Source organism: Gilliamella bombicola (assembly GCF_900094945.1).
Lineage (GTDB): Bacteria > Pseudomonadota > Gammaproteobacteria > Enterobacterales > Orbaceae > Gilliamella > Gilliamella bombicola.
The window spans coordinates 324515-345697 of sequence record NZ_FMAQ01000001.1; the positions used below are offsets into that span (position 1 = coordinate 324515).

The 21183-nt window shown below is 35.4% G+C and carries 22 protein-coding genes, 1 other RNA gene and 1 pseudogene; 14 read left to right on the plus strand and 10 right to left on the minus strand.

Translation table 11 applies throughout. The annotated features are described in order from the left end of the window. Position 1: 1 nt before the first annotated feature. Positions 2-1294: a virulence factor family protein gene (locus GA0061081_RS01575; RefSeq protein WP_091346444.1), complete on the plus strand. Its 1293-nt coding sequence runs from the start codon at positions 2-4 to the stop codon at positions 1292-1294. A 77-nt stretch (positions 1295-1371) separates the two neighbouring features. On the opposite strand, the gene GA0061081_RS01580 is transcribed toward GA0061081_RS01575, so the two are convergent. Beyond that, positions 1372-2268, minus strand: a complete 897-nt coding sequence (locus tag GA0061081_RS01580) for a DMT family transporter (protein ID WP_091346446.1) — start codon at positions 2266-2268, stop codon at positions 1372-1374. A gap of 615 nt (positions 2269-2883) precedes the next feature. Here GA0061081_RS01580 and GA0061081_RS01585 point away from each other — a divergent pair. Continuing rightward, positions 2884-3861, plus strand: coding sequence for a 2-hydroxyacid dehydrogenase (locus GA0061081_RS01585; protein WP_091346448.1), 978 nt, complete (start codon positions 2884-2886; stop codon positions 3859-3861). A gap of 64 nt (positions 3862-3925) precedes the next feature. Then, positions 3926-4290: a transfer-messenger RNA gene (gene ssrA, locus GA0061081_RS01590) on the plus strand. Positions 4291-4336: 46 nt separating this feature from the next. Here ssrA and GA0061081_RS01595 read toward each other — a convergent pair. Continuing rightward, on the minus strand, positions 4337-4507 hold the full coding sequence (locus GA0061081_RS01595) for a hypothetical protein (RefSeq protein WP_209435338.1): 171 nt from the start codon (positions 4505-4507) through the stop codon (positions 4337-4339). 8 nt (positions 4508-4515) lie between these two features. Beyond that, a pseudogene (locus GA0061081_RS01600) lies at positions 4516-5599 on the minus strand (IS3 family transposase). 243 nt (positions 5600-5842) lie between these two features. On the opposite strand from GA0061081_RS01600, the gene GA0061081_RS01605 reads away from it, so the two are divergent. The 6 genes from GA0061081_RS01605 (at position 5843) to GA0061081_RS11035 (ending at position 8949) form a co-directional block, all read left to right on the plus strand. Beyond that, positions 5843-6325 carry a MarR family winged helix-turn-helix transcriptional regulator gene (locus GA0061081_RS01605; protein ID WP_065581812.1) on the plus strand — a complete coding sequence of 161 codons (483 nt, stop codon included), beginning with the start codon at positions 5843-5845 and terminating at the stop codon, positions 6323-6325. 454 nt (positions 6326-6779) lie between these two features. After that, positions 6780-7373: a DNA alkylation repair protein gene (locus GA0061081_RS01615; protein WP_091346453.1), complete on the plus strand. Its 594-nt coding sequence runs from the start codon at positions 6780-6782 to the stop codon at positions 7371-7373. Beyond that, positions 7360-7989: a peroxiredoxin family protein gene (locus GA0061081_RS01620; protein WP_085248680.1), complete on the plus strand. Its 630-nt coding sequence runs from the start codon at positions 7360-7362 to the stop codon at positions 7987-7989. The genes GA0061081_RS01615 and GA0061081_RS01620 overlap by 14 nt, the downstream gene beginning before the upstream one ends. A 186-nt stretch (positions 7990-8175) precedes the next feature. Then, complete coding sequence (locus tag GA0061081_RS01625; protein WP_065581808.1) at positions 8176-8442, plus strand: IS3 family transposase; 267 nt, start codon at positions 8176-8178, stop codon at positions 8440-8442. Next, positions 8420-8662, plus strand: coding sequence for an integrase core domain-containing protein (locus tag GA0061081_RS11255; RefSeq protein WP_091346455.1), 243 nt, complete (start codon positions 8420-8422; stop codon positions 8660-8662). The genes GA0061081_RS01625 and GA0061081_RS11255 overlap by 23 nt, the downstream gene beginning before the upstream one ends. 122 nt (positions 8663-8784) lie before the next feature. Next, positions 8785-8949 carry a hypothetical protein gene (locus tag GA0061081_RS11035; RefSeq protein WP_167349274.1) on the plus strand — a complete coding sequence of 55 codons (165 nt, stop codon included), beginning with the start codon at positions 8785-8787 and terminating at the stop codon, positions 8947-8949. Between the two features lie 252 nt (positions 8950-9201). Here the strand turns inward: GA0061081_RS11035 and GA0061081_RS01635 are convergent, their stop codons facing one another. The 5 genes from GA0061081_RS01635 to GA0061081_RS01660 form a co-directional block, all read right to left on the minus strand. Continuing rightward, on the minus strand, positions 9202-9525 hold the full coding sequence (locus GA0061081_RS01635; RefSeq protein ID WP_091346457.1) for an STY0301 family protein: 324 nt from the start codon (positions 9523-9525) through the stop codon (positions 9202-9204). Between the two features lie 666 nt (positions 9526-10191). Then, positions 10192-10926 (minus strand): carbonic anhydrase, encoded by a 735-nt coding sequence (locus tag GA0061081_RS01640; RefSeq protein ID WP_091346459.1) that lies wholly within the window; start codon positions 10924-10926, stop codon positions 10192-10194. A gap of 316 nt (positions 10927-11242) precedes the next feature. Next, complete coding sequence (locus GA0061081_RS01645) at positions 11243-12871, minus strand: hypothetical protein (protein ID WP_141683310.1); 1629 nt, start codon at positions 12869-12871, stop codon at positions 11243-11245. Between the two features lie 983 nt (positions 12872-13854). Then, a complete protein-coding gene (gene mltC / locus GA0061081_RS01655; RefSeq protein WP_091346466.1) occupies positions 13855-14925 on the minus strand; it encodes a membrane-bound lytic murein transglycosylase MltC in 1071 nt (356 codons plus the stop codon). A gap of 8 nt (positions 14926-14933) precedes the next feature. Continuing rightward, on the minus strand, positions 14934-15203 hold the full coding sequence (locus GA0061081_RS01660; protein WP_091346468.1) for an oxidative damage protection protein: 270 nt from the start codon (positions 15201-15203) through the stop codon (positions 14934-14936). A 217-nt stretch (positions 15204-15420) separates the two neighbouring features. On the opposite strand from GA0061081_RS01660, the gene argD reads away from it, so the two are divergent. The 3 genes from argD to GA0061081_RS01675 all read left to right on the plus strand — a co-directional run bounded on the left by argD (position 15421) and on the right by GA0061081_RS01675 (position 18307). Then, positions 15421-16632 (plus strand): bifunctional acetylornithine/succinyldiaminopimelate transaminase, encoded by a 1212-nt coding sequence (gene argD / locus GA0061081_RS01665; RefSeq protein WP_091346469.1) that lies wholly within the window; start codon positions 15421-15423, stop codon positions 16630-16632. A gap of 77 nt (positions 16633-16709) precedes the next feature. Then, entirely contained in the window at positions 16710-17312 is a 603-nt protein-coding gene (gene yihA, locus GA0061081_RS01670; protein WP_174787044.1) for a ribosome biogenesis GTP-binding protein YihA/YsxC, read from the plus strand. Between the two features lie 8 nt (positions 17313-17320). After that, on the plus strand, positions 17321-18307 hold the full coding sequence (locus GA0061081_RS01675) for a serine/threonine protein kinase (protein WP_091346627.1): 987 nt from the start codon (positions 17321-17323) through the stop codon (positions 18305-18307). Positions 18308-18322: 15 nt separating this feature from the next. Here the strand turns inward: GA0061081_RS01675 and GA0061081_RS01680 are convergent, their stop codons facing one another. Then, a complete protein-coding gene (locus GA0061081_RS01680) occupies positions 18323-18616 on the minus strand; it encodes a GIY-YIG nuclease family protein (RefSeq protein ID WP_091346472.1) in 294 nt (97 codons plus the stop codon). A 196-nt stretch (positions 18617-18812) separates the two neighbouring features. Here GA0061081_RS01680 and GA0061081_RS01685 point away from each other — a divergent pair, with 196 nt between their 5' ends. Together GA0061081_RS01685 and GA0061081_RS01690 are read left to right on the plus strand one after the other, a co-directional pair. Next, positions 18813-19517 carry a lipopolysaccharide core heptose(II) kinase RfaY gene (locus GA0061081_RS01685; protein WP_160403947.1) on the plus strand — a complete coding sequence of 235 codons (705 nt, stop codon included), beginning with the start codon at positions 18813-18815 and terminating at the stop codon, positions 19515-19517. A 108-nt stretch (positions 19518-19625) separates the two neighbouring features. Beyond that, entirely contained in the window at positions 19626-20213 is a 588-nt protein-coding gene (locus tag GA0061081_RS01690) for a hypothetical protein (protein ID WP_091346476.1), read from the plus strand. Positions 20214-20561: 348 nt separating this feature from the next. Here GA0061081_RS01690 and yfbR read toward each other — a convergent pair whose 3' ends face one another. Beyond that, positions 20562-21155, minus strand: a complete 594-nt coding sequence (gene yfbR, locus GA0061081_RS01695) for a 5'-deoxynucleotidase (RefSeq protein WP_091346478.1) — start codon at positions 21153-21155, stop codon at positions 20562-20564. Positions 21156-21183 lie beyond the last annotated feature (28 nt).

The following is a 21183-nucleotide window of genomic DNA, read 5'->3' on the forward strand; positions in this document are numbered from 1 at the left end:
AATGAAAAAAATAATACGTTATATTTTATTCTTAATTACCGTAATACTCATAACATTACTAGGATTTATTGGTTGGTATTTTATAAAAAACCAAAGTCGTGCATCAGTAAAAACGATAACAATCAGCAATGACCTTTCGATCATATCAGCAAGCCCTAAACAACAAGCTGAAGCTGCTGCTATCATTGTTGCCACCAATAGAAATCATTTTACAGAACAACAGCTATTAGACTTATCTGAAAAAATGGGTGCCAAACTAGTACAGTTTGAATTAAAACCAAAAGAAAAGAGTTGTAGTGAACAACAAAACCGCTTTAATCAAGCCGTCAAGATATTAAATGAATCACAATTTGTCGTTGCAGGAATGCAAGAAGGTGCGGCTTTTGCTTACCGTTGGTTAACAGAGCAAAAAAGTGATGATGCGAAAGCACTATCAATTGAATTTACATTAAATCATAAAGATTGTGACCTCCCTTTGCCAGCACAAGCAAGCCATGGAACATGGCAAGTGATTTGGAATAACCCACCTGAAGAAGAAGTGGCTGTCTTTCCTCGTGAACAAAAAAAAATCGCTGTCACAACGTCAATAGGGGAGTATCAAGCCTCGCCAGTTGAACTACTAAGCTTACACCTTGCATCGGTTTTGTTTGGGAAATATGAACAACTACCTGTTATTGAATTACCGGCAACCAATAAAGAAGTTCACCCTAATACAGTAACACTTTATTATTCGGGAGATGGGGGCTGGCGTGATTTAGATAAAGTATCGGCAGAATACATGGCTTCGCACGGTTATTCCGTGGTTGGAGTTGATGCATTAAAACTATTTTGGCAACATCGTTCGGTTGAACGTAGTGCTAAAGATCTGAGCTACTTAATGCAACAATACCGAGAAAAATGGGGAACAACCCGTTTTGTGCTAGCAGGGTATTCATTTGGTGGAGACATCTTACCTTCGCTTTATAATCGTTTATCAATTGCAGATCAAAATAGCGTTCAAGCAATTGTTATGATTGCCTTTTCAAAAGATGCCAATTTTGAAATCGAAATCAGTGGCTGGCTTGGCCAATCAGGCAACGAAATGAAAACAGGGCCAGAAGTCAACAAAATTCCAGCAAGCAAACTATTTTGTATTTACGGTGAAGAAGAAAAAGACGAAACAGGATGCTTACAACCAGAAATGAAAGGTGAAGCATTCAAACTACCCGGCGGACACCATTTTGATGAAAATTATGAACATCTTGGACAAATTATTATGGATGCCATCGACAAAAGAGTACAACAACTTAATTAATGATATCAAAAATATAAAAAAACTATCAAACCCAAGAGACTAATGCGCCTTTTGGGCTTTCGTAGACAAATAAAAAATTAGCTTCTTTTTATACTAACCTTACTTTCTGACAACAGTACACCGCAAAGCGTAAACAATGTACCAATAGCGGCAATCCAAGTAAAAGACTCATTCAAAATAATAACTGCAGCAATAATGGTAAGAATAGGGACTAAATATAAATAAATACTAATCTTGACTGCCCCTACTAATTTAACAGCATAATTCCAAGATGCAAAACAAATTGCCGAAGCACCGACACCTAAAAATAAAATATTGAGTAGATTTACTGGATCGGTAAAACGAGACAAATGCCATTCAAAATCGAAGAAAGACAATACTGGCAACATCAACATCAGACCATAAAAAAAGAATCTTCTTGTTAATAAAATTGTATTGTAACCATAATTACTACTCTTTTTTACCAAAATTGAATAACAAGCCCAAAACAAACAAGCTAACATAGTTAGCAGATCACCAAGTGGATTGAGCGAAAGAACAAACTTGCCATTAAAGCTAATGACCCCAACACCAATAACGGCAAATAAACAACCAATATAAAAACGTTTAGGCGGTTTTTCGGCCTTTAAAAAGAATATCGATAATATCGCAGTAAATATTGGTGCTAAAGTAGTAATAATCCCAACGTTAGATGCCGTTGTATAAGTTAATGCAATATTTTCACACAAAAAATAACAAGTGACACCACACAGCCCAGCACACAAAAACATAAACTCTTTTTTAAAACCCTGCCATGCCAAAAAACGCGGTGCTAAGATCCAAAGGACAACATACCCTAAACTAAATCGAAAAAACAGAATTTCAATCGGCTTAAAATCGATTAATAAAACTTTAGTTGCAATAAAAGTCGTTCCCCAAATAAACACTGTCATAAGTGCAACAAGGTGCCCTTGTATTCTTTTTGTAAATAACATGAAAACTCTCTCAGCTCACATAAATAAAACTATTACTAAAGCGCATTTTATTGCTAGATATTTATTTTTAGAATTAGCAACTCAACATAAAGTGAAAAATATTGAAGGAAGAATTGATAAAATAATGCTATTTAATAACCCAAATAGATACTATATTTCTGTTTAACTAAACGCAAATTATTTTTCACCAAAAACAAGGCAAAAAAAATCCACTCGAATATTCGAGTGGAGGGCAAAAAATGAAAAACATAATCTGTTAATATAGACAATCTAAATAGCAAAAAGTTCAATTTAATTTCACCTATTTTTTAATATTTAATGAAAAAATAAATAACACAATGATTTTTAATAAATATTTTTTTATTTTTTTTAAAATTTAAAATAAAGTTATCAATACAATAAAACCTTATCTATTAATTTTAATCAAAGCACAAAATCAGTACACAACCAACATTACTATCTAAACTATTACAAATTTTATTTTTGACTGATACACATACTTTCTTAAAACTCATTAACAGACATAAAATCGGCTAATTTTGATTGAATTACAATTCTAAAAAATAGCGATATACTGTTACAAAATGATGTAAACAAAATTATGTAGGCGAGTATATGAAAAAGAACGTAGTTTTATTCAGTAAAATTCCTGCTGACCAACAAACTAGACTAGAACAAGCTTTCAATTTAACCGTATTTGATGACAACACAGATTACAATTCAACAAGTTATACTAACGCACTAGCTAATGCCGAAGGTATGATTGGCAACATCTCCACTCGTATTGACGACAACTTTTTAGCCAAAATGCCAAAATTAAAAGCAGCAGCAACCATTTCAGTTGGTTTTGATAACTACGATCTTAATGCCTTAAAAAAACACGGCATCCGATTAATGAATACACCAAAAGTATTAACTGAAAGCACCGCAGATCTAATTTTTACACTAATGATGGCAACCGCACGCCGAACTGTTGAATTATCTAACCTCATTCATAACGGAAAATGGAAAAAAGGGATCACACCAGAATATTATGGAACCGATATTTACGGGAAAACCATCGGTATTTTAGGCATGGGACGAATTGGACAAGCGATTGCCAAACGCGCTCATTGTGGCTTTGATATGAACATTATTTATTACAATCGATCAGCTCGGCATGATATCGAACAAACCTATAATGCTAAACGTCTTGAACTCGACAACGTATTAAGACAAGCCGATTTTATAGTGATCATCCTACCTTTAACCGAAGAAACGACAAAACTAATCACAAAAGAAAAACTCGCCTTAATGAAACCATCAGCCATACTCATTAACGGCGCAAGGGGAAAAATTATTGATCAACAAGCATTATTTGAAGCACTAAAAAATAAAACCATCAAAGCTGCTGGCCTAGACGTATTCGAGATAGAACCGCTCCCGACTAACTCACCATTGCTAGAGCTTGATAACGTATTATTATCGCCTCATGTAGGATCAGCAACGGTAGAAACTCGTTACGCGATGGCAAAATGTGCTGTTGATAATATTATTACGGCATTAAAAGACGAAAAACCAACCGAAAACTGGGTTAATCCCGAAGTCGGCTAACTTGTATTCATACTTGAATTCACCTATAATGGCCCGATATTGTACATAGTTACAAATCACAATTGGGGCTGATTCTGGATTCGACGGGATTTGCGAAACCCAAGGTGCATGCCGAGGTGCGGTAGGCCTCGTAAATAAACCGCAAAAAAATAGTCGCAAACGACGAAAACTACGCACTAGCAGCTTAATAACCTGTATAGAGCCTTCTCTCCCTAGCCTCCGCTCGTAGGACGGGGATCAAGAGGAGTCAAACCCAAACGAGATCGTGTGGAAGCCTTGCTTGGGGCGGAAGCATTAAACTTAATCAAGCTAGTTTATCAGTGGCGTGTTTGTTCGCAGCGGGTAGATGAAATTCAAAAACAAACTACGCATGTAGTACCGAGGATGTAGAGATTTCGGACGCGGGTTCAACTCCCGCCAGCTCCACCACTTAGTCCTTTGCCATCCGCATTAAGTTAAATTTATAAATAAATTTTTACTTAACATACAATTCAGATGTACCTAATTTAAATTCATCATAAATATCAAGTTTTTTCATAATATGCGCTAAAACTTGATTAATAGTACGCATTCCAACTAATAACTCATTCATATAAATATCTGGATGTAATCGCTGTAAATACCCCAAACTTAGTACACAACTCACGTAGAAAATCATGCTGCTTGTTTTAGTGTTTTATACTCAATGGGTGTCATATTATTTAATGCCTCATGCGGTCTTTCGGTATTATAAATCGTTAACCATTCTTCGGTTATTCTCCTTGCTTGTGCTAAGTTGTTAAAAAGATATAAATCGAGTACATCAGTACGATAGGTACGATTAAATCGTTCAATATAGCCATTTTGATAAGGGCTACCGGGCTGGATATAATCAATGGCTATATCAATGGGATTTAGCCCAGTTTATAAAGGTTTTTCCTGTAAATTCTGGCCCATTATCGACCCGTATTTTTAATGGATAGCCATGATATTTGGCCAGTTTATCTAAGTAACGGGTAATTCTCCCTGCCGGTAAGCTTACTGCAATATCAATGCCTAGCGCCTCACGATTAAAGTCATCGATGACATTGAATGTCCTAAAGCGACGTTGATTACCACTACTGTCACTCATAAAATCCATTGACCAACATTCACCTTGTTTATTGGGGACTAATAACCTTTCCGGGCATCGTGGAGGAATGCGTTTTTTACGCTTTACCCTGAGATTAAGCTTTAATTCACAATACACCCGATACACCCGTTTATGATTCCATTTATAGCCGAGCTTTCTGATACGATTAAAGCATTTAGGAAATGCCCCAGCGTAAATGCCGGTCTGTGATAGCATTCAACACCGAAATAATCACCGAATCATCCAGTAACTTAGGTTGATAATAGTAAGCACAATGGCTTAAGCCAACAATGGCACAACTCATAGCAATAGTAACTAAATGATTTTGTTGTAGTTGCTGTGCCCACGTTTTACGTGCTGTTGTGGGCACTAAAGCTTTTTTATGATTTCTTCCTGAAGCTGGGATTTTAAGCTCAGCTCGGCAAACATCTGCTTAAGCTTACGGTTTTCAACCTCCAGCTCCTTTAAGCGTTTGATGTCCGAAGTTTCCATTCCGCCGTATTTTTCCCGCCATTTATAGAAAGTTGAATTACCCATGCCATATTTACGGCACAGTTCTTTAACGGGAATACCCGCTTCAGCTTCTTTTAAAATAGCGACGATTTGATGTTCAGTCATTTTTTCCATAATTAAATCCCCTTTTACTTTTATCATAGAGAATTTTCTACTTTTTTGCTGTACTATTTTAGGGGGTAGTTACAATCTGTATTAATTTGTTTTGTTGATGAGCTTTATACTTAAGTGAAATTATTTTTTAATATTTCTTGACAAGGAATATGTTTTTTTTATAATCCAGATATAGTTAGATGTCTAACTATTTTTTTGGCGGTTTAGTTAGACATCTAACTATATTAAAAGGAGGCCATAATCGTGAAGTTGGAAAAAAAATATATATCATTAGCTCGTATTATTAAAAAACATAAAGCAGCCAATATATTATCGGTAGAAGCTTGTTTTAGTATACTTTCTACTGGAATGAGAATAGACAAAGAATGTGCTAAACGACTAAGTGATTATCAGTTATCTGAGGGGCGTTTTATGGTGCTCGTACTTCTATTTGAGCATAAGGTGCTATCACCGCAAGAAATTGCTACTCTGAGTGGAGTTACAAAACCAACGATAACCTCTTTCATTCATTCTTTAGTTAAAGAAAAATTGGTCAATAAAACTGAAGACATCACCGATGGAAGAAAAATTGATATTACTCTGACTAAAAAAGGCCAAGATTTGATACACCGAATCTTCAAGGAACATAGTCTTTGGATTGCTAACATTACAAAAAATTTAACAGATTCTGAAATTAAAACGCTCGTTTGTATTTTAAATAAAATGTCTCAGCTTAAAGATGATTAATTATAATTTATGAATTTAGAGATTACTGATATGCTTCAGGAAACAAAGAATCTTAGAATTGTTACGCATCTTAACAAATCATCTTTTATTAAAGATAAGATAACAATAAAATTTGCTTCCACGTATGATGCGTTTTTTGAAGCTATTTGGTTGATAAGTCGAGAATATGTTCTCAAAGGGCTTATTAAAAGTGAACGAAAACTACCTTATTTCTCTCCGTACTTAATAATTATGCCGAATAATCGGCTTTTAATAGTATTACATGTAGATCAGATTATTGATTGTTATTATGAATTGCTGACAATGGGAAGAACTTTCGGTTTTACTCCATATCGACTTCATTCGGTCTTTATGAGTCAGTATTTTATGAGTGATACGATACATGGAAAGTTAACTGAACAGATTAAAAAATCATCTACCCCAACAATATCATATTACCAGGGTGTTACGAATAATGAATCGTATTGACATATTGAATAACGGGCTTGGTGCCACGACTAATCTCAATGAATGCTTACAAATAGATCAAGAGCATTTATTTAGAGTGGTTCTTACCCAAAAGAAACCTCCACTATCGCTACAAGAATTACTTATCCAGATTCAATCTTACGCTAAAGATATCCACTTTAGAGTTTGCAAATGGGTTTGGATGGCCGTTCGAGAAAAATTATCTTCTGATTTAATTGTTTCTATTCAATTACTTTCTACTTGGGTAATAAACCCAAATCCCTACGTTAGGTGGTTTGCCATTCCAGTTGAATGTTTAAGGCCTAGAGGGGGTTGGTCTAAGCATATTAGTGAGTTAAAAACACAACCTGAAATGGCTCTTTCTTTACTTGAACCATTAAAAAACGAACCTGAAAAATATGTCCAAGATTCAGTTGCTAATTGGTTAAATGATGCAAGTAAAACTCGACCAAGTTGGGTATCAGACCTCTATTCACAATGGTTATCAGAAAGTGATTCAGCATTTACACAGCGTATTGTTAAAAAAGCTATACGCACAATAAATAAACCTCTAAAGGAAAATAATCATGAAATTAAATGAAAAACTTGAGCTAATACAAAAAGAAATGGCGCAAACTGTGCCAGTTGATATTTTAAATGCGTTCGGACAATCACTTCATGAACTTATAGAGCTAAATTTAGAAAACCACGCTCTTAAAGTCGGTGATATAGCTCCTGATTTTACGTTGCCAGATGCTGAGGGTCTACCTATTTCGCTCTACGATACATTGCAACATAATCCAGTTATACTTAGCTTTTTTCGTGGTAATTGGTGTCCGTTTTGTATGGCTGAATTAGCACATTACCAAGAAGCTATAAATAACAATCTTATTGATAGTGCAACGGTTATTGCGATTTCTCCTCAAACTATTCATTTTAATCACGATGTAACGGTACGAAATAACCTCGAATTTAGAATACTTTCTGATAAAGGGAACGAAATTGCTGATAAATATGGGCTTGTTTTTACGCTGCAAGAAAATGTTCGTGATATCTATAAAAACATGGGAGCAGATTTAGAATTATTTAATAATGATAAGACGTATAAACTGCCTATCCCTGCAACTTATCTTATTGATAAAAATAAAAAAATTATATTTTCTTCAGTTTCCACAAATTATATGGAAAGAGCTGATGTATGTGATATTAAACTTTAAAAATCATTTGGATTAATTTATATAGAGTCTAAAGGGCTTATATAAAAAAGAATAAACTAATCATAATTGGTAATGGAATTGCAGGAAATTTAGCAGCACTATTTATTTCACAGAAACTACCTAACTAGCAATAACTATCGTAGGCAAGTCGAATAAACTACGTTCAATTGTGGGAGGAATCTACTGTTGAATTATCCACACTTCAATGTCATCGATGACTTTAATCGTGAGGTGCTAGGCATTGATATTGCGGTCAGTTTGCCGGCTGGCAGGATCACCCGTTATCTGGATAAACTGGCTGAATATCATAATTATCCACTCAAAATACGAGTAGATAATGGACCGGAATTCACTGGAAATACGTTTATTAACTGGGCTAAATCACATGATATAGCCATTGATTATATTGAGCTCGGCAACCCATATCAAAATGGGTATATTGGAACGATTTAATCGCATCTATCGCACAGAGGTACTAGATTTATATCTATTTAATAATCTGGAACAAGCAAGAAAGGTAACAGAAGAATGGCTAACCAGTTATAACAACGAAAAACCTCATGAAGCATTAAATAATATAACGCAGATTGAGTATAAAACCCTAAACAAGGAGTATTATTTTCTACTTGAATCTTGTACTAAGTTTGGGGTATTTACACTTTTGACCAAGTAGAACAAACTTATCCCTTTTCCTATTCAGAATGTGAAAATGAGAAAGAATTATGTAGTTTAGGCAATTTTATTGAAAACCCACGGCAAAAGCGCAAATACATTTCGTCAGAAAGGTTGCTAGCCATGTCAGATGAACAACGTCAAACCTATTCAAAAAATTTTCTCGCTAAATTGCAAATATTAGATGAGTTGGTTACACCCTTATGGGATTATCAAGCACCCGAACAAGAAATTTGGCAACCTGTCATTGATTTTATAAATCAACATATAGAAAAGCAATCTATATAACGATTTGATCCGCTCAGATTTTCATTATTTATTTCACTTGCTCCAATATGGTTATAAGTGTGATAAAGGACTATATAAAACGCCAATTTCTGACAAAAGTAAAAGGCAGTCACAAACGACTACCTTTTACTATCTTTATTGAGGTATAACTTTTGTGGGAAATGTGAACATATCCCCCGAAATATCCAAACTAATATTAATTTATTTTGCTTTTTCAGTATTACACACTAATTTAGCAAGTGTTCCTTGATGCTAATTTTGGGTGTCAACTGCCCAACAAGTTTTCAGTGATGCATCAATAGGCTTTGTCAATTGTACTTCGTTATTGTAGTTATAATTACAGCTAGCCCAAAAGCTCAGTTTATTAGTATCATCACTGCTCTCTAATAACCAAACTGCCTTATATTTTTTCCCATTTATCGTTGCGGGCTTGGGTTTTATTCGTTTTGCTGAATCAGGTGATTTTCCGGAATATACTTCCACTTGATTGAGTCGAATAAGAGAACTGGTGTGAGCGATATCTTCTGGCAAGATTAAACCATTAATTTTATTCTTATCATAGCCTTTTTCAGACACTTCCCAGCCTTCGGGCACAACTTCTAGTTCAGGTTTAGCATATTTTATTTTTACCGATTCGGGACAAACTATCTCTTGATTTGCATTAGCTGAACGGCAAAGAATCCCCCCATTACGACAATTGCTGCTAGACTTAAAATTTTACCTTTCATGTTAACTATTCCTTTTTAATTATAAAAAACACAATTTTTATTGTTGAATAATATAACTTCTTTTAATTCATACTGGGTTTATGTATTGCTGTCATATCGGTGAGCGCTATTGCTCTAAAATTAAGACTACTTTTCTTTGATGATTTGACTTTAATTTGCCAATAATCATGCTTTCATCTCTAAAAGCATATAACGATAGGTGGTTCAGTTAACCTATCCACTCGTATTTATAGAATATGATTGATGACAATCAAGATGCTGAGGCACTAAAGATAAGATAAAGATAAAAAACACCTGAACATAAAATCAATAAAGCAGTCCTGATTATATGACTTTTCATGTTTTGACAGGATATTAATATTATTTGATGATAGCGTAAAATTTTTATACGGTATTCGTGTAATGTTTAATGATAAAAAGCCATTAAAAAATACATTATATATTTTAGTGTGTTATAAGTGATAAGTGCAGTAATTATTGGCTCTACTCACTCTCACCATAGAGCCAAAAAGTATTAATTAACTATCACTCGTCCATTCAAAGGTTGAACTGGACGGTTGTTATCATGATGTATGATTGAATGGAACTTTTCAATTTGTTCAGCAGATGCACTACTTTCTTGCTCTAACACAATCCATCGAACACCTTCAGAGCAAGGTGGCGTTGTCAAAGATCCACTAAAGCGATAAAAATCTAACCTATTCGGTAATAAAGCCTTAATATCGACAGGCTGATTTAATGCTGCTGTATCCCCTTCTTCTGGCATTTGTTGCCAAGCTTTCGCCAATTCAGGGTTAGCTTTTCCTTTATTAAACATCAGGCCGATAACCGCTAAGTCACCATTTTTGTTTTTATAAACAAAATGAGCCTCCATAGGAAATTGTTTGCCTTTAATCTTATTTTCGCTTGGTGTATGGAAATGGAATTGTTGTAACGTAAACACTTCGTTGTCAATTTCAAGCGTATTGCCATCATTAACATTAACTTGAATTGTATGACCGTTATTGATGATTTCTTGCTTACTTTGTTTAAATGCTAGTTTAAGCTTGTCATGGTGCGTTTTAAAAACATGCTCAATATTGATAGGTGATTGGTTTTTTCCAGTTTCGCAGGTTGAAAATTCTGGCGAAAGGCTTCCCCAATTTTCTGGGCTATTTTCACCTTCGTAGCCCCAATGAGGAGCTGGTTCTGTTGCAGCACAAGATAGACTTGTAACCATTAAGGCCGCAATTATTGCATTAAATTTCATCTTGATTTTACGCTAGAAAGTTGATTAGTGGGAACCAAATTATACGCCACAAAAAATCACCTTACTAGAATCGTACATCATCACTTTTTAATATTTTTATAAAAAAATTATTTGACATTTATACAAAAAAACAGGCTAGAAAATAGCCTGTTTTGTTTAGTACTAATTTTACTCAATTTTTATGATAATAATGCCTAATTATTTATATTGAGAAACTATTCACTCCTTCAGCATCGTCGGTCGGAAAGAGCACTATTATGGGGCTCAGCCGCCACGGCCACCCTAATAAGCACCCTCACAGCTTAAAGATTAAAAGTCAAGGTGTTACGCAAATGCCATGACGGTAAAAACTGGAGCGAGAGTTTTCTATGTGGCCGTCAAACGAGTCGACAAATAAATCTGCTACGTCACTCGCCCAGTAGAGTGTGGTTTTGATATTATAAAATCCCGAGATGCCCCACTCCGAAAAAAATCCTCCCCCTATTCGACGCTCATAATAATTACCTGTTGACGACGGCATGGCGCCAATAACAGGGGTACTACCTGTCTTCACTGCGTTAGTCAAGTCCCTAACCTGTGGCATACGATAACCCAAACTACTACACCAAGATGAATGATTTCTCCGAGCAGCTTCAATAGTTCGGTCCACGAACCACTTCTGCAATACAAAACCATACTTGACCACCACATTACCACTGCTATCCCTACCCTCTAACTCAAAGGTCTGCGGTAAAATTGGCACACTTAGACGACTAGGATTATTTGAACCTGTTTGGCTATTATTTGCCTTAGGACCATTTAACGTTACCCGAGTTACATATTGGGATCTATCATGAATCCAAGCATCGTATTGTATGTTGTTTCCCTGTCTGTCAGAGAATGAGCCAGAACGTGGTCTTACCCGATGCACTGCCGCTGTTATTCCCTCATGAGTAACGGGAGACCAAGTCAACTGATTTTCATCTACTCCACCTATATCTAAATCAAAATAAAGACCATCAGCACCTGTTGTCGGAAAATTAAGACCGTAAGAGGATGGGGTTGTAGACTGCATTAAAAAGCCCTTTTCAGGATTCCATATGCTAGATGGGCCTGCATAGCGACTGTCATCACGCGTCGCATTAGAAACAAAATAATCAGCGCTACCCAAATATAAACTCGGTCTTGCGTGACAGACTTTAGCCTGTTTTGGACTGATATAATACACCACGAGCGAACTACGACCAAAAGTACTGCTATTTGGCACGCCATACTGGGTCGTTAAACTTCCACCAGAAGTACGTAATCTCACTTCATAAGGCGCCTTACAGGGATCTAAAATATCACTACGGCTAACAGTAAGATTATTCTTATCAGCAAAATTCACCGATAAATTCCCCGTTGCTGTTAGACCATTAGTACCCTGTCCATCTCCATCGTCATCCCCCCAATAATGATATGTATTCACTAAATCGTTTAAACTCACTGAATAGAAAACACCCGATTGGTTGACTGATGGTGGCACAAAAGTAACTATATCACCCATAGTATCCCCTGCATTAGGTAACTTTATGGGGTTTGTGGCACTTGATGTGTTGGTTGACGGTGTAAAAGTTCTACCATCCGACAACGTAATAGACAATAAACTATCTGTTGAAGTCGCTTTAGTTCGACCTCCATCAAACGTTAAATACGGTGCACTCCCCTCTATTGCCCTTGATGTATATGCCGTCAACGCCTGTGTTCCTTGCGTATATGACAATAAGAGCAGTGGCGCAAAAACCAGCGAGGATTTAGATAATAATGAAGATTTAGATAACAAATTGGAAATCGGCGATCGCCTTGCCGATAAAGTTGTCGATTTCGGTAATGAAAATAAGAATGGTGTCTGTTTTTGACTACCGTGAGATTCTATAAGTTTTAGGGCATAGGTTTGGCATGCCAGATGCCAGATGCCAGATGCCAAGTATGATAGCGCATTTCGTTCATCCTGTCAAGTAAATTTTTGTTTTATTTAGATTTTTTATAATTAACCGCTCAACTAATGAGCTTTTCCTTGCTTTAAAAGCGGTGAAATTATAATCTGTTGAATAATAATGCGCTAGTTTTTTTGTTAAAAATTTGTAAAGTTTTGTTAAGTTAATAGGATTAAGATTTTGTTGGTGTGTTTTTGAACAAAAACACCAAATAAAAAAATTAAATTAAATCAATACCTTTTCTGACAAATTTTTGACGAAAAATAAACCCTTTTTTGTTTTGGTGGATGGATTGGGTGCATTGGTTTCTGACTTTTGTAGTTTAATGTCAAAATAGCTATAGCGATCACATCCGAGTTAGGGAATTAAAGCGAATTCCCTGAGAATCCATGCTTTGGCTGCAGAATGTGGCCTTCGATAACCAACGCCGTCGCTCGGTCTTAACGCATCGACTATGATTACTCATATCATCGTGATACTCGGCTCTTTGAGGACATCTTCTCGATACTCAAATGTTTAAATTTGTTCCAGACAAAACACAGACTCGTCAAACATCCCTGTTTGGCGTGCTGACCGCCTCTATTATCGGCACATTCTGACGCCGAAATAAGGCACACAACATAACCTTGGGTGTTTTTTGTGAGTTGCTTTTTGTTAAAAAAATAACGCAATTAAATCCAAAAAGTTGTCAGGAAAGGTATTGATTTTATTGAAGTTTTTATTTTGCTATTTTCAAGAAAAATCAATTATTTACCCAACCTAAACAAGGATCCGGCATACAAAAAATTAACAAAACCACGAATAAAGCGCTTTATAACAGCCATTTAACCATCAAAAAATCGTTCAGGAAAGGTACTGATTTTATTAAAGTTTTTATTTTATGTTTTTAACAAAACATTATGACCTTTCTATTCTTAAAATAAAATAGCCCACTTTCCATAAAAGTGAAAAGTGGGCTATTTATATTGGTTACTTACTTGTTATCTAAAATTCGGCTTACTTTTACTAAATAATTCCGCGACTCTTGCGAAACATGCGAAGTGACTAGCTTTCGATATACTTGTTGCGGTGTCATTGAGTTGATAATGTTGACGGCTTCGTTGCGATCATTTGAAAACGTACGCAACACGCTACCCGCCCCACCGTTGTAAGAAGTAATCATTGCATATCTTAACGAAATTGGGTTGTTAATGCCTGCTAAGTACTTGGTTTTTAATAATGATAAGTACGCTGTTCCCATATCGACATTATTACGCGGATCTAGTAAGAACTTTCTACTTGGTTCACCGGATTTTCCTCGTAATTTAAAAATATCACGACCGGCAGTATGTTGTTGTACTTGCATTAATCCAAGTGCATCTGTACGGCTAACCGCATAGGGGTTAAATGCGGATTCGACCTCCATAATGGCAAGTATCAAGCGTTCGTCGATAAAATAACGATTTGATGCTTCGGTAACAATTGGTAAGAATTTTTTAGCACGTTGGTTAATGTGGTTAGGAACAAGTTTGATTTCAACATAGGCGATTTTATGTGGGCCAGAGGTGCGGAATTTTAGGTTGTTGGCAAGAACATAATCAGCAAAGCTGTTGGCCCGACCGCTCCAGCGAATCGGTTGGTGGTCTTGGTCTAATACCTGATTGAATAAAAATGGATCTTTAGATAAGTTTTGGCTAATCTTATCGTGACGAATAATATCAACCGGCTCGGGCATGAGTAATGTTGAAACGATCGCTTCTTTTAAATTTTCTATCGGCGATTCGGCCATGGTTTCAATGGTTATGACACCCGAAACGAAGTTAATATGGACACGGGTTTTGAGATTATCTTCATATTGAACATAGTCTTTAGGACCCGCTATAAGGACTTCTTTTGGCCCCCAAATTTGTTCGATGTTGTTAGCATATTGGCTGATTAAGATATTGAAGGCATTGGTATCTTTGACGTAGTAGTCTTCATCATCTTTGTGCGAATTTTGGCTAGGACAGCCTGTTAGTAGGCTGACAGTAATAATTAATGCAATGAGCTTTTTGCTATTTTTCATTTTTTATCTCAATTTTGAGGTTTATACCCATCAATAACAACATCTTCACCTTCGAATAGGAATTTAACCATTTCGGTTTCAATTTTTTTGCGGTGTTCTGGATTCATCATGTTAAATTTATTTTCGTTAATTAACATGGTTTGCTTTTTGAGCCACTCTTGCCATGCTTGTTTTGATATTTCATTAAAAATTCGTTTGCCTAGCTCTCCTGGATAAAGATGGAAATCTAAACCATCCGCTTCTTTTTTTAAATAATGGCAATAAATAACACGACTCATTTTTATCTCTTTTTAAGTACAATGAACGAACAGTTGCTGATTATACCTGAAAATAATTAGAGAGCAGAAGAAAATTATTTAACAAGTTTGCAAATTAAAACTGTTTTTCAAATTGAATATTAATTTAAAATAATTGAATAATTATTTACTTTACACTGCAATTAATTCGCTTAAAATAATATGAAATCATTTAATAAAAATAAATAAGGATGAAACAATGCCCGCAAAAATCACTCGTGAACTTTTTGATCAAGTCATTTTACCTGTTTATGCACCGGCTCAATTTATTCCTGTCAAAGGCCAAGGTAGTCGTGTTTGGGATCAAAATGGTGAAGAATATATTGATTTTGCTGGCGGCATTGCAGTTAATGCACTTGGTCATTGTAACCCTCGGTTAGTAAAAGCCTTGCATGAGCAAAGCGAAAAGTTGTGGCATGTTAGTAATGTATTTACTAATGAACCCGCATTAAATCTAGCTCAAAAACTGATTGACAATACTTTTGCTGATCGTGTTTTTTTTGCTAACTCAGGGGCGGAAGCTAATGAGGCCGCATTTAAGCTAGCGCGATATTATGCAGCACAAAGATATAGCCCTTATAAGAGCAAAATCATTGCTTTTTATCAATCTTTTCATGGTCGTACGTTTTTTACTGTTTCGGTAGGCGGACAGGCAAAATATTCTGATGGTTTTGGACCAAAACCAGCTGATATCATTCATGTTCCATTTAATGATCTTGATGCGGTAAAAGCGGTAATCGATGATCATACCTGTGCTATTGTATTAGAACCTGTTCAAGGCGAAGGTGGATTAACATCAGCAACCCCCGAATTTTTGCAAGGTGTTCGCAAACTATGTGATGAATATAAAACATTACTGGTGTTTGATGAGGTACAGTGCGGCATGGGAAGAACAGGTAGTTTATATACTTATCAGCAATATGGAGTAACGCCTGATATTCTAACCTCGGCTAAGGCATTAGGAGGTGGCTTTCCAATTAGTGCGATGTTAACAACCAATGACATTGCTTCAGTCATGCATCCCGGCGTACATGGTACTACTTATGGTGGCAATCCCCTTGCTTGTGCTGTGGCTTGTGAAGCCTTTGACATCATCAATTCCCCTGAAGTACTTGAAGGCGTACAAAACCGACGCGCGCTGTTCATTGAACAACTTGAAGAAATTAATGATAAATTCAAGCTGTTCCGCCAATATCGAGGAAAAGGATTATTGTTAGGTGCAGAACTACAACCTGAGTACCATAATAAAGCTCGAGATTTTTTAAATGCCGCTACTGAGAGTCAAGTGATGATTTTAAATGCAGGCCCAAATGTACTGCGTTTCACCCCATCTTTGCTAATAACCGAGGACGAAATTAAAGAAGGTATGAGACGATTGACAAAAGCCGTCGAAAAAGTTGTCAATGCTTGAGTTTTTCTATACAGTAACAGCATTTTAATCAATTAAGTGCCGTTAGCGCATTTAAAGGATACTTTTTTATGACCGATATTCGACCATTAAACTATGCAAAAACACATTTTATTTTAAGTGCACCTGATATTTCTCATTTACCAAGTGATAGCGGGGTTGAAGTGGCATTTGCCGGTAGATCTAATGCAGGCAAATCCAGCGCACTTAACACGTTGACCAATCAAAAAGCATTAGCAAGAACCAGTAAAACACCAGGCAGAACTCAATTAATCAATCTTTTTGAAGTGGAAGAAAATTGCCGTCTCGTTGATTTACCCGGTTATGGCTATGCGCAAGTTCCTGAAGCAATAAAACGTAAATGGCAAAAATCTTTAGGAGAATACCTTCAAAAACGCGAAAGCTTGAAAGGATTGATTGTATTAATGGATATAAGACATCCTTTAAAAGATTTAGATCAACAAATGATTGAGTGGGCCGTTTCGGTTGATATTCCCGTGATGTTACTATTAACTAAAGCCGATAAATTGGCTTCTGGCGCACAAAAAAAACAGGTCAACATGGTTAAAGAAGCGATTTTACCTTTTCAGGGCGATATTACTGTTGCACCTTTTTCATCACCTAAACGCATGGGTTTAGAGCCTTTAAAACAGAAGTTAGATGAATGGTTTAGCCAACAATGAAACCTGTAATGGATAATGCTGCTTTTTCATTTCATGCTTTATCGCCTGAATTAATTTTTGATAGTTTGGCATCAATCGGCATTCGCATTGATTCAGGTCTTACCGCTTTAAATAGTTATGAAAATCGAGTTTATCAATTTCATGATGAGGATCGCACTCGCTATGTCGCGAAATTTTATCGACCTCATCGTTGGAGTAGTGAGCAAATCGTTGAAGAGCATCAGTTTACCAAGCAATTAGCTGACGCTGAAATTCCTGTTGTTGCTCCTTTAATATTCAATAATACCACGCTCCATGAGCATCTAGGTTATCGGTTTGCCCTATTTCCAAGTGTTGGCGGACGGCAATATGAAGTAGATAATCTGGAACAGATGGAATCCGTTGCCATGTTACTTGGTCGTATTCATCAAATTGGCACTAGACAACCTTTTTTGCATCGTCCAACCATCGGATTAGAAGAATATCTTTATCATCCCCAAGAGAGGATATTATCTTGCCATTTTATTCCTAGAAAAGTGCAATCCGATCTGAAAACAATTTTGGCACAATTAATAACAACAGTTGAACAATATTGGCATAATGATTGGCAACCTATCCGACTGCACGCCGATTGCCATGCTGGCAATATTTTATGGCGAGATGGTGCAATGTTTGTTGATTTTGATGATGCTCGTAATGGACCTGCTATTCAAGATCTGTGGATGCTACTTTATGGCAACCAACAAGAGCAACGCTTACAGTTAGATATGTTAATTGAAATGTATCAAGAGTTTTGTGACTTTGATAAAGAACAACTTAGATTAATTGAGCCATTAAGAGCGATGAGAATGGTTCACCATTTAGCATGGATTATCGCCCGTTGGCAGGATCCGGCTTTTCCTATCGCTTTTCCATGGATAACTGATGAAGATTTTTGGCGACAACAGTTATTAGAATTTAACAAGCAAATTGAAGCAATCAAAGCGCCATCGATAAAACTAATGTCGATAATGTAAACTTTAACATTTTGATTAATTGATTAATTTTAATAATTCATCAAAATTGGGACGGTTTTTGACTAATGCCTCTTTTTTCTGCTTAGAGAGCTGCTTTATTTTATATTCAAGCTTTAGTGCTATCGATTTGTCACCAATAAAAATCTGATACACAACCGTCAAATCCTGATGGCCTTTTAAACATTTAGCACCTTTGCCACTTTGATGTTGCTGTAAACGTCTAGCAACATCAGTGGTAATACCTGTATATAACAATTGATTTGCTGTTCTAACGATGTATAAAAACCAGTTAGATACTTTATTGGACATAAATAACCGACAAAACAATATGAAGTGGATAATTTAACCATATAATATCATTTTGATCATCTAACTAATATTTTTGATTTTTAGAACGCTATTATTTAACAATACAACCTTATTAACCATTACAGTTTCATTTACTTTAATGCTGATAATGTTTAAGATAAACCAACTTTTTTTGATGTACTCTGGGATAATAAATTTGAATAACTTTGCAAAAATTATTGAAGTCGAACGCGGAGACATGACGTTCGCTTACATACAAAATGATAAAATAAATTATCTAGACCTTTTTGACCAATTTTTGTCCGAAGAAGGACATCATGAGTTGCTCGATCCAAGCGATAAATTAGAACGATATACTTATTTAATTAATCATAATCAAACAAAATTTATTTTTAAAATCGATGGGGGCGTTGAGCACCGTTTAGAACGTAAACTCATTGCCAAAATAACCGGTGATTTTTATTTTAATTTAATTCGCAAGCTGGCAAAAATATCGCTAGATAAATGTGATATAGCTTATGAACTTTATTTGGTCGCTTTTGACAAAAGAACCAAACGTCACTATATGATATTTAATTTTATTGAGGGTCGCAGCCTAAAATGGGAAGAGATGAGAGAGTATGGTGAGCAAGTCAAAAGCTGTATCGAAAAACTTCACAGTTATAACTTAGTATCTAATGATGTGCATGGTGGTAATTTTATCTTAACGCCAGAAGGAAAAATCAAAGCAATTGATTTAACTAACTCAGGTTTTATATGGTTAACTAAAGCTAATGATGCGATAGAGGCACAAGAACGTTTTGGTATCGAAATTAAAGTTCCTTTTTTTGCCATGGCAATTAAGAAATTTACTCATGGGTTTAAACGCTTATCTCGTAAGATCCGCGGTAAAGAAGATTAGCAATCTTCTTATTAAAGGTGCTTTAGTGAAATTGGCATTTGTCATTTTAAAAAATTAACTCATCAGTTACTAAAAAATAAAATTAATTAGACTTAAAAAGGATGTAGTATGAAAAAGTTAATTGGTTATTTTGCTGTTTTAACTATTCTAACTAGCTGTGCATCTCAAAAAATGATGTCAATTTATCATACAGAAGGCGTTGAAATCACTAAAGATTCGTCAGGTATCGATATATTAAATAAATTTAGCACATCACGACCGATTACCATCCTTCACTCCTCTTTATCGTTATGTATTGCACAAGAATTAGATAACAGCCCCGTTGTGCTAAGTAGTGAAAACTATTTGGGTGCACAATGGTGGCCATATTGGAATATGCCTACCCAACAAGCTATTACAGTTAATGGTGGCGATACCATCAAATTAGTTGAAGGTAATCATGTTGTCGCCAATGCTATCGTAGACTATCAATATCATGCTAAATATTTTGTTAGTTATACTTTAACAGCAACTCGTAACCAACACGATATTAGTTATCTATTCAGCAACATTAAACAAGCCCAACAGTATACAGGGTCTGTTGTTAATGATGGATTTGAAAATGTAAAAACGCTTGAAAGATATCACCCTAACTTAGTTATTGAAGCACTTAATAATGAAGTTAGTAAAATTCAGGAATGTTTATTACGCCAATAACCGAACGTAGGGAGGTTTCAGGTAGCACATACATTTTAGTTTATTTTATTTAATAAGGTAAAAAAAATTGTAGATGACTAAAACGTTTATAGCGTTTTAAGACGCCTTAACAAAACTACAATCTGTTTTAATTATACCACTCCTTTGCTTAATAACTTTCTTAATCTTCTAATTTATGCATCTATAGCTCTATACTGATTATGCGTTATAAAAAAATAAGCAGTATAAAAGGTATATTATGAGCATGATGCTTGATTACCTAGACAAGTTAGGCAAACTTGAAAGCTATCTGACCTATCTATCAATAAGTCAAGCTGTTAAGCGTTATATTTATCATAAGTGGAAAAGCTATTTATCCATTGTGATTTCATCTAATGATAAACTAAAGCTAGGAAGAAAAACATCCAAAAAGTAGTTCATTTCAGGGCTATTACGTTCAGACAAAGTCTTTTTTAAACGTTGTTCGGCCAATTTAAATTCATTATTACCTGCACTCAATTCTTCAATAGTTTTAAGATAAGCACATAATGCATCAGCCTGTTTTACGATACTTTTTTCTGCTTCATCATAAAAATCATCATCGATTAATGCTCTAAAGTCATCTTGTAACTCTTTAGGGAGCATATTAATAAGTTTATGTTGTGCTATTTTTTCAATCTTTTTATATTCAACCGTGATTTGCGGATTATAATACTTTGTAGGTGTTGGTAGGTCACCAGTTATGACCTCTGAAACATCATGATACATGGCTAATAATGCGATTCGCTCAGGATTCACCTTACCATTAAATTTTTTGTTTTTAATTATGGCTAAAGCATGTGCAACAAAAGCGACTTGTAAGCTATGCTCCGATACATTTTCCGTTCTTACATTACGCATTAAAGGCCAACGGTTAATTAGTTTTAATCGTGATAAATGAGCAAAAAAATGACTATTATTCATACTATTATCTCTTTAAATATAAAATAAA

Bases quoted from the DNA above. Each gene is read 5' to 3' on its own strand.
- GA0061081_RS01575 (WP_091346444.1), top strand. From the start codon at position 2: ATGAAAAAAATAATACGTTATATTTTATTCTTAATTACCGTAATACTC.
- GA0061081_RS01580 (WP_091346446.1), bottom strand. From the start codon at position 2,268: ATGTTATTTACAAAAAGAATACAAGGGCACCTTGTTGCACTTATGACA.
- GA0061081_RS01585 (WP_091346448.1), top strand. From the start codon at position 2,884: ATGAAAAAGAACGTAGTTTTATTCAGTAAAATTCCTGCTGACCAACAA.
- GA0061081_RS01615 (WP_091346453.1), top strand. From the start codon at position 6,780: ATGAATCGTATTGACATATTGAATAACGGGCTTGGTGCCACGACTAAT.
- GA0061081_RS01620 (WP_085248680.1), top strand. From the start codon at position 7,360: ATGAAATTAAATGAAAAACTTGAGCTAATACAAAAAGAAATGGCGCAA.
- GA0061081_RS11255 (WP_091346455.1), top strand. From the start codon at position 8,420: ATGGGTATATTGGAACGATTTAATCGCATCTATCGCACAGAGGTACTA.
- GA0061081_RS11035 (WP_167349274.1), top strand. From the start codon at position 8,785: ATGTCAGATGAACAACGTCAAACCTATTCAAAAAATTTTCTCGCTAAA.
- GA0061081_RS01640 (WP_091346459.1), bottom strand. From the start codon at position 10,926: ATGAAATTTAATGCAATAATTGCGGCCTTAATGGTTACAAGTCTATCT.
- mltC (WP_091346466.1), bottom strand. From the start codon at position 14,925: ATGAAAAATAGCAAAAAGCTCATTGCATTAATTATTACTGTCAGCCTA.
- GA0061081_RS01660 (WP_091346468.1), bottom strand. From the start codon at position 15,203: ATGAGTCGTGTTATTTATTGCCATTATTTAAAAAAAGAAGCGGATGGT.
- argD (WP_091346469.1), top strand. From the start codon at position 15,421: ATGCCCGCAAAAATCACTCGTGAACTTTTTGATCAAGTCATTTTACCT.
- GA0061081_RS01675 (WP_091346627.1), top strand. From the start codon at position 17,321: ATGGATAATGCTGCTTTTTCATTTCATGCTTTATCGCCTGAATTAATT.
- GA0061081_RS01680 (WP_091346472.1), bottom strand. From the start codon at position 18,616: ATGTCCAATAAAGTATCTAACTGGTTTTTATACATCGTTAGAACAGCA.
- GA0061081_RS01690 (WP_091346476.1), top strand. From the start codon at position 19,626: ATGAAAAAGTTAATTGGTTATTTTGCTGTTTTAACTATTCTAACTAGC.
- yfbR (WP_091346478.1), bottom strand. From the start codon at position 21,155: ATGAATAATAGTCATTTTTTTGCTCATTTATCACGATTAAAACTAATT.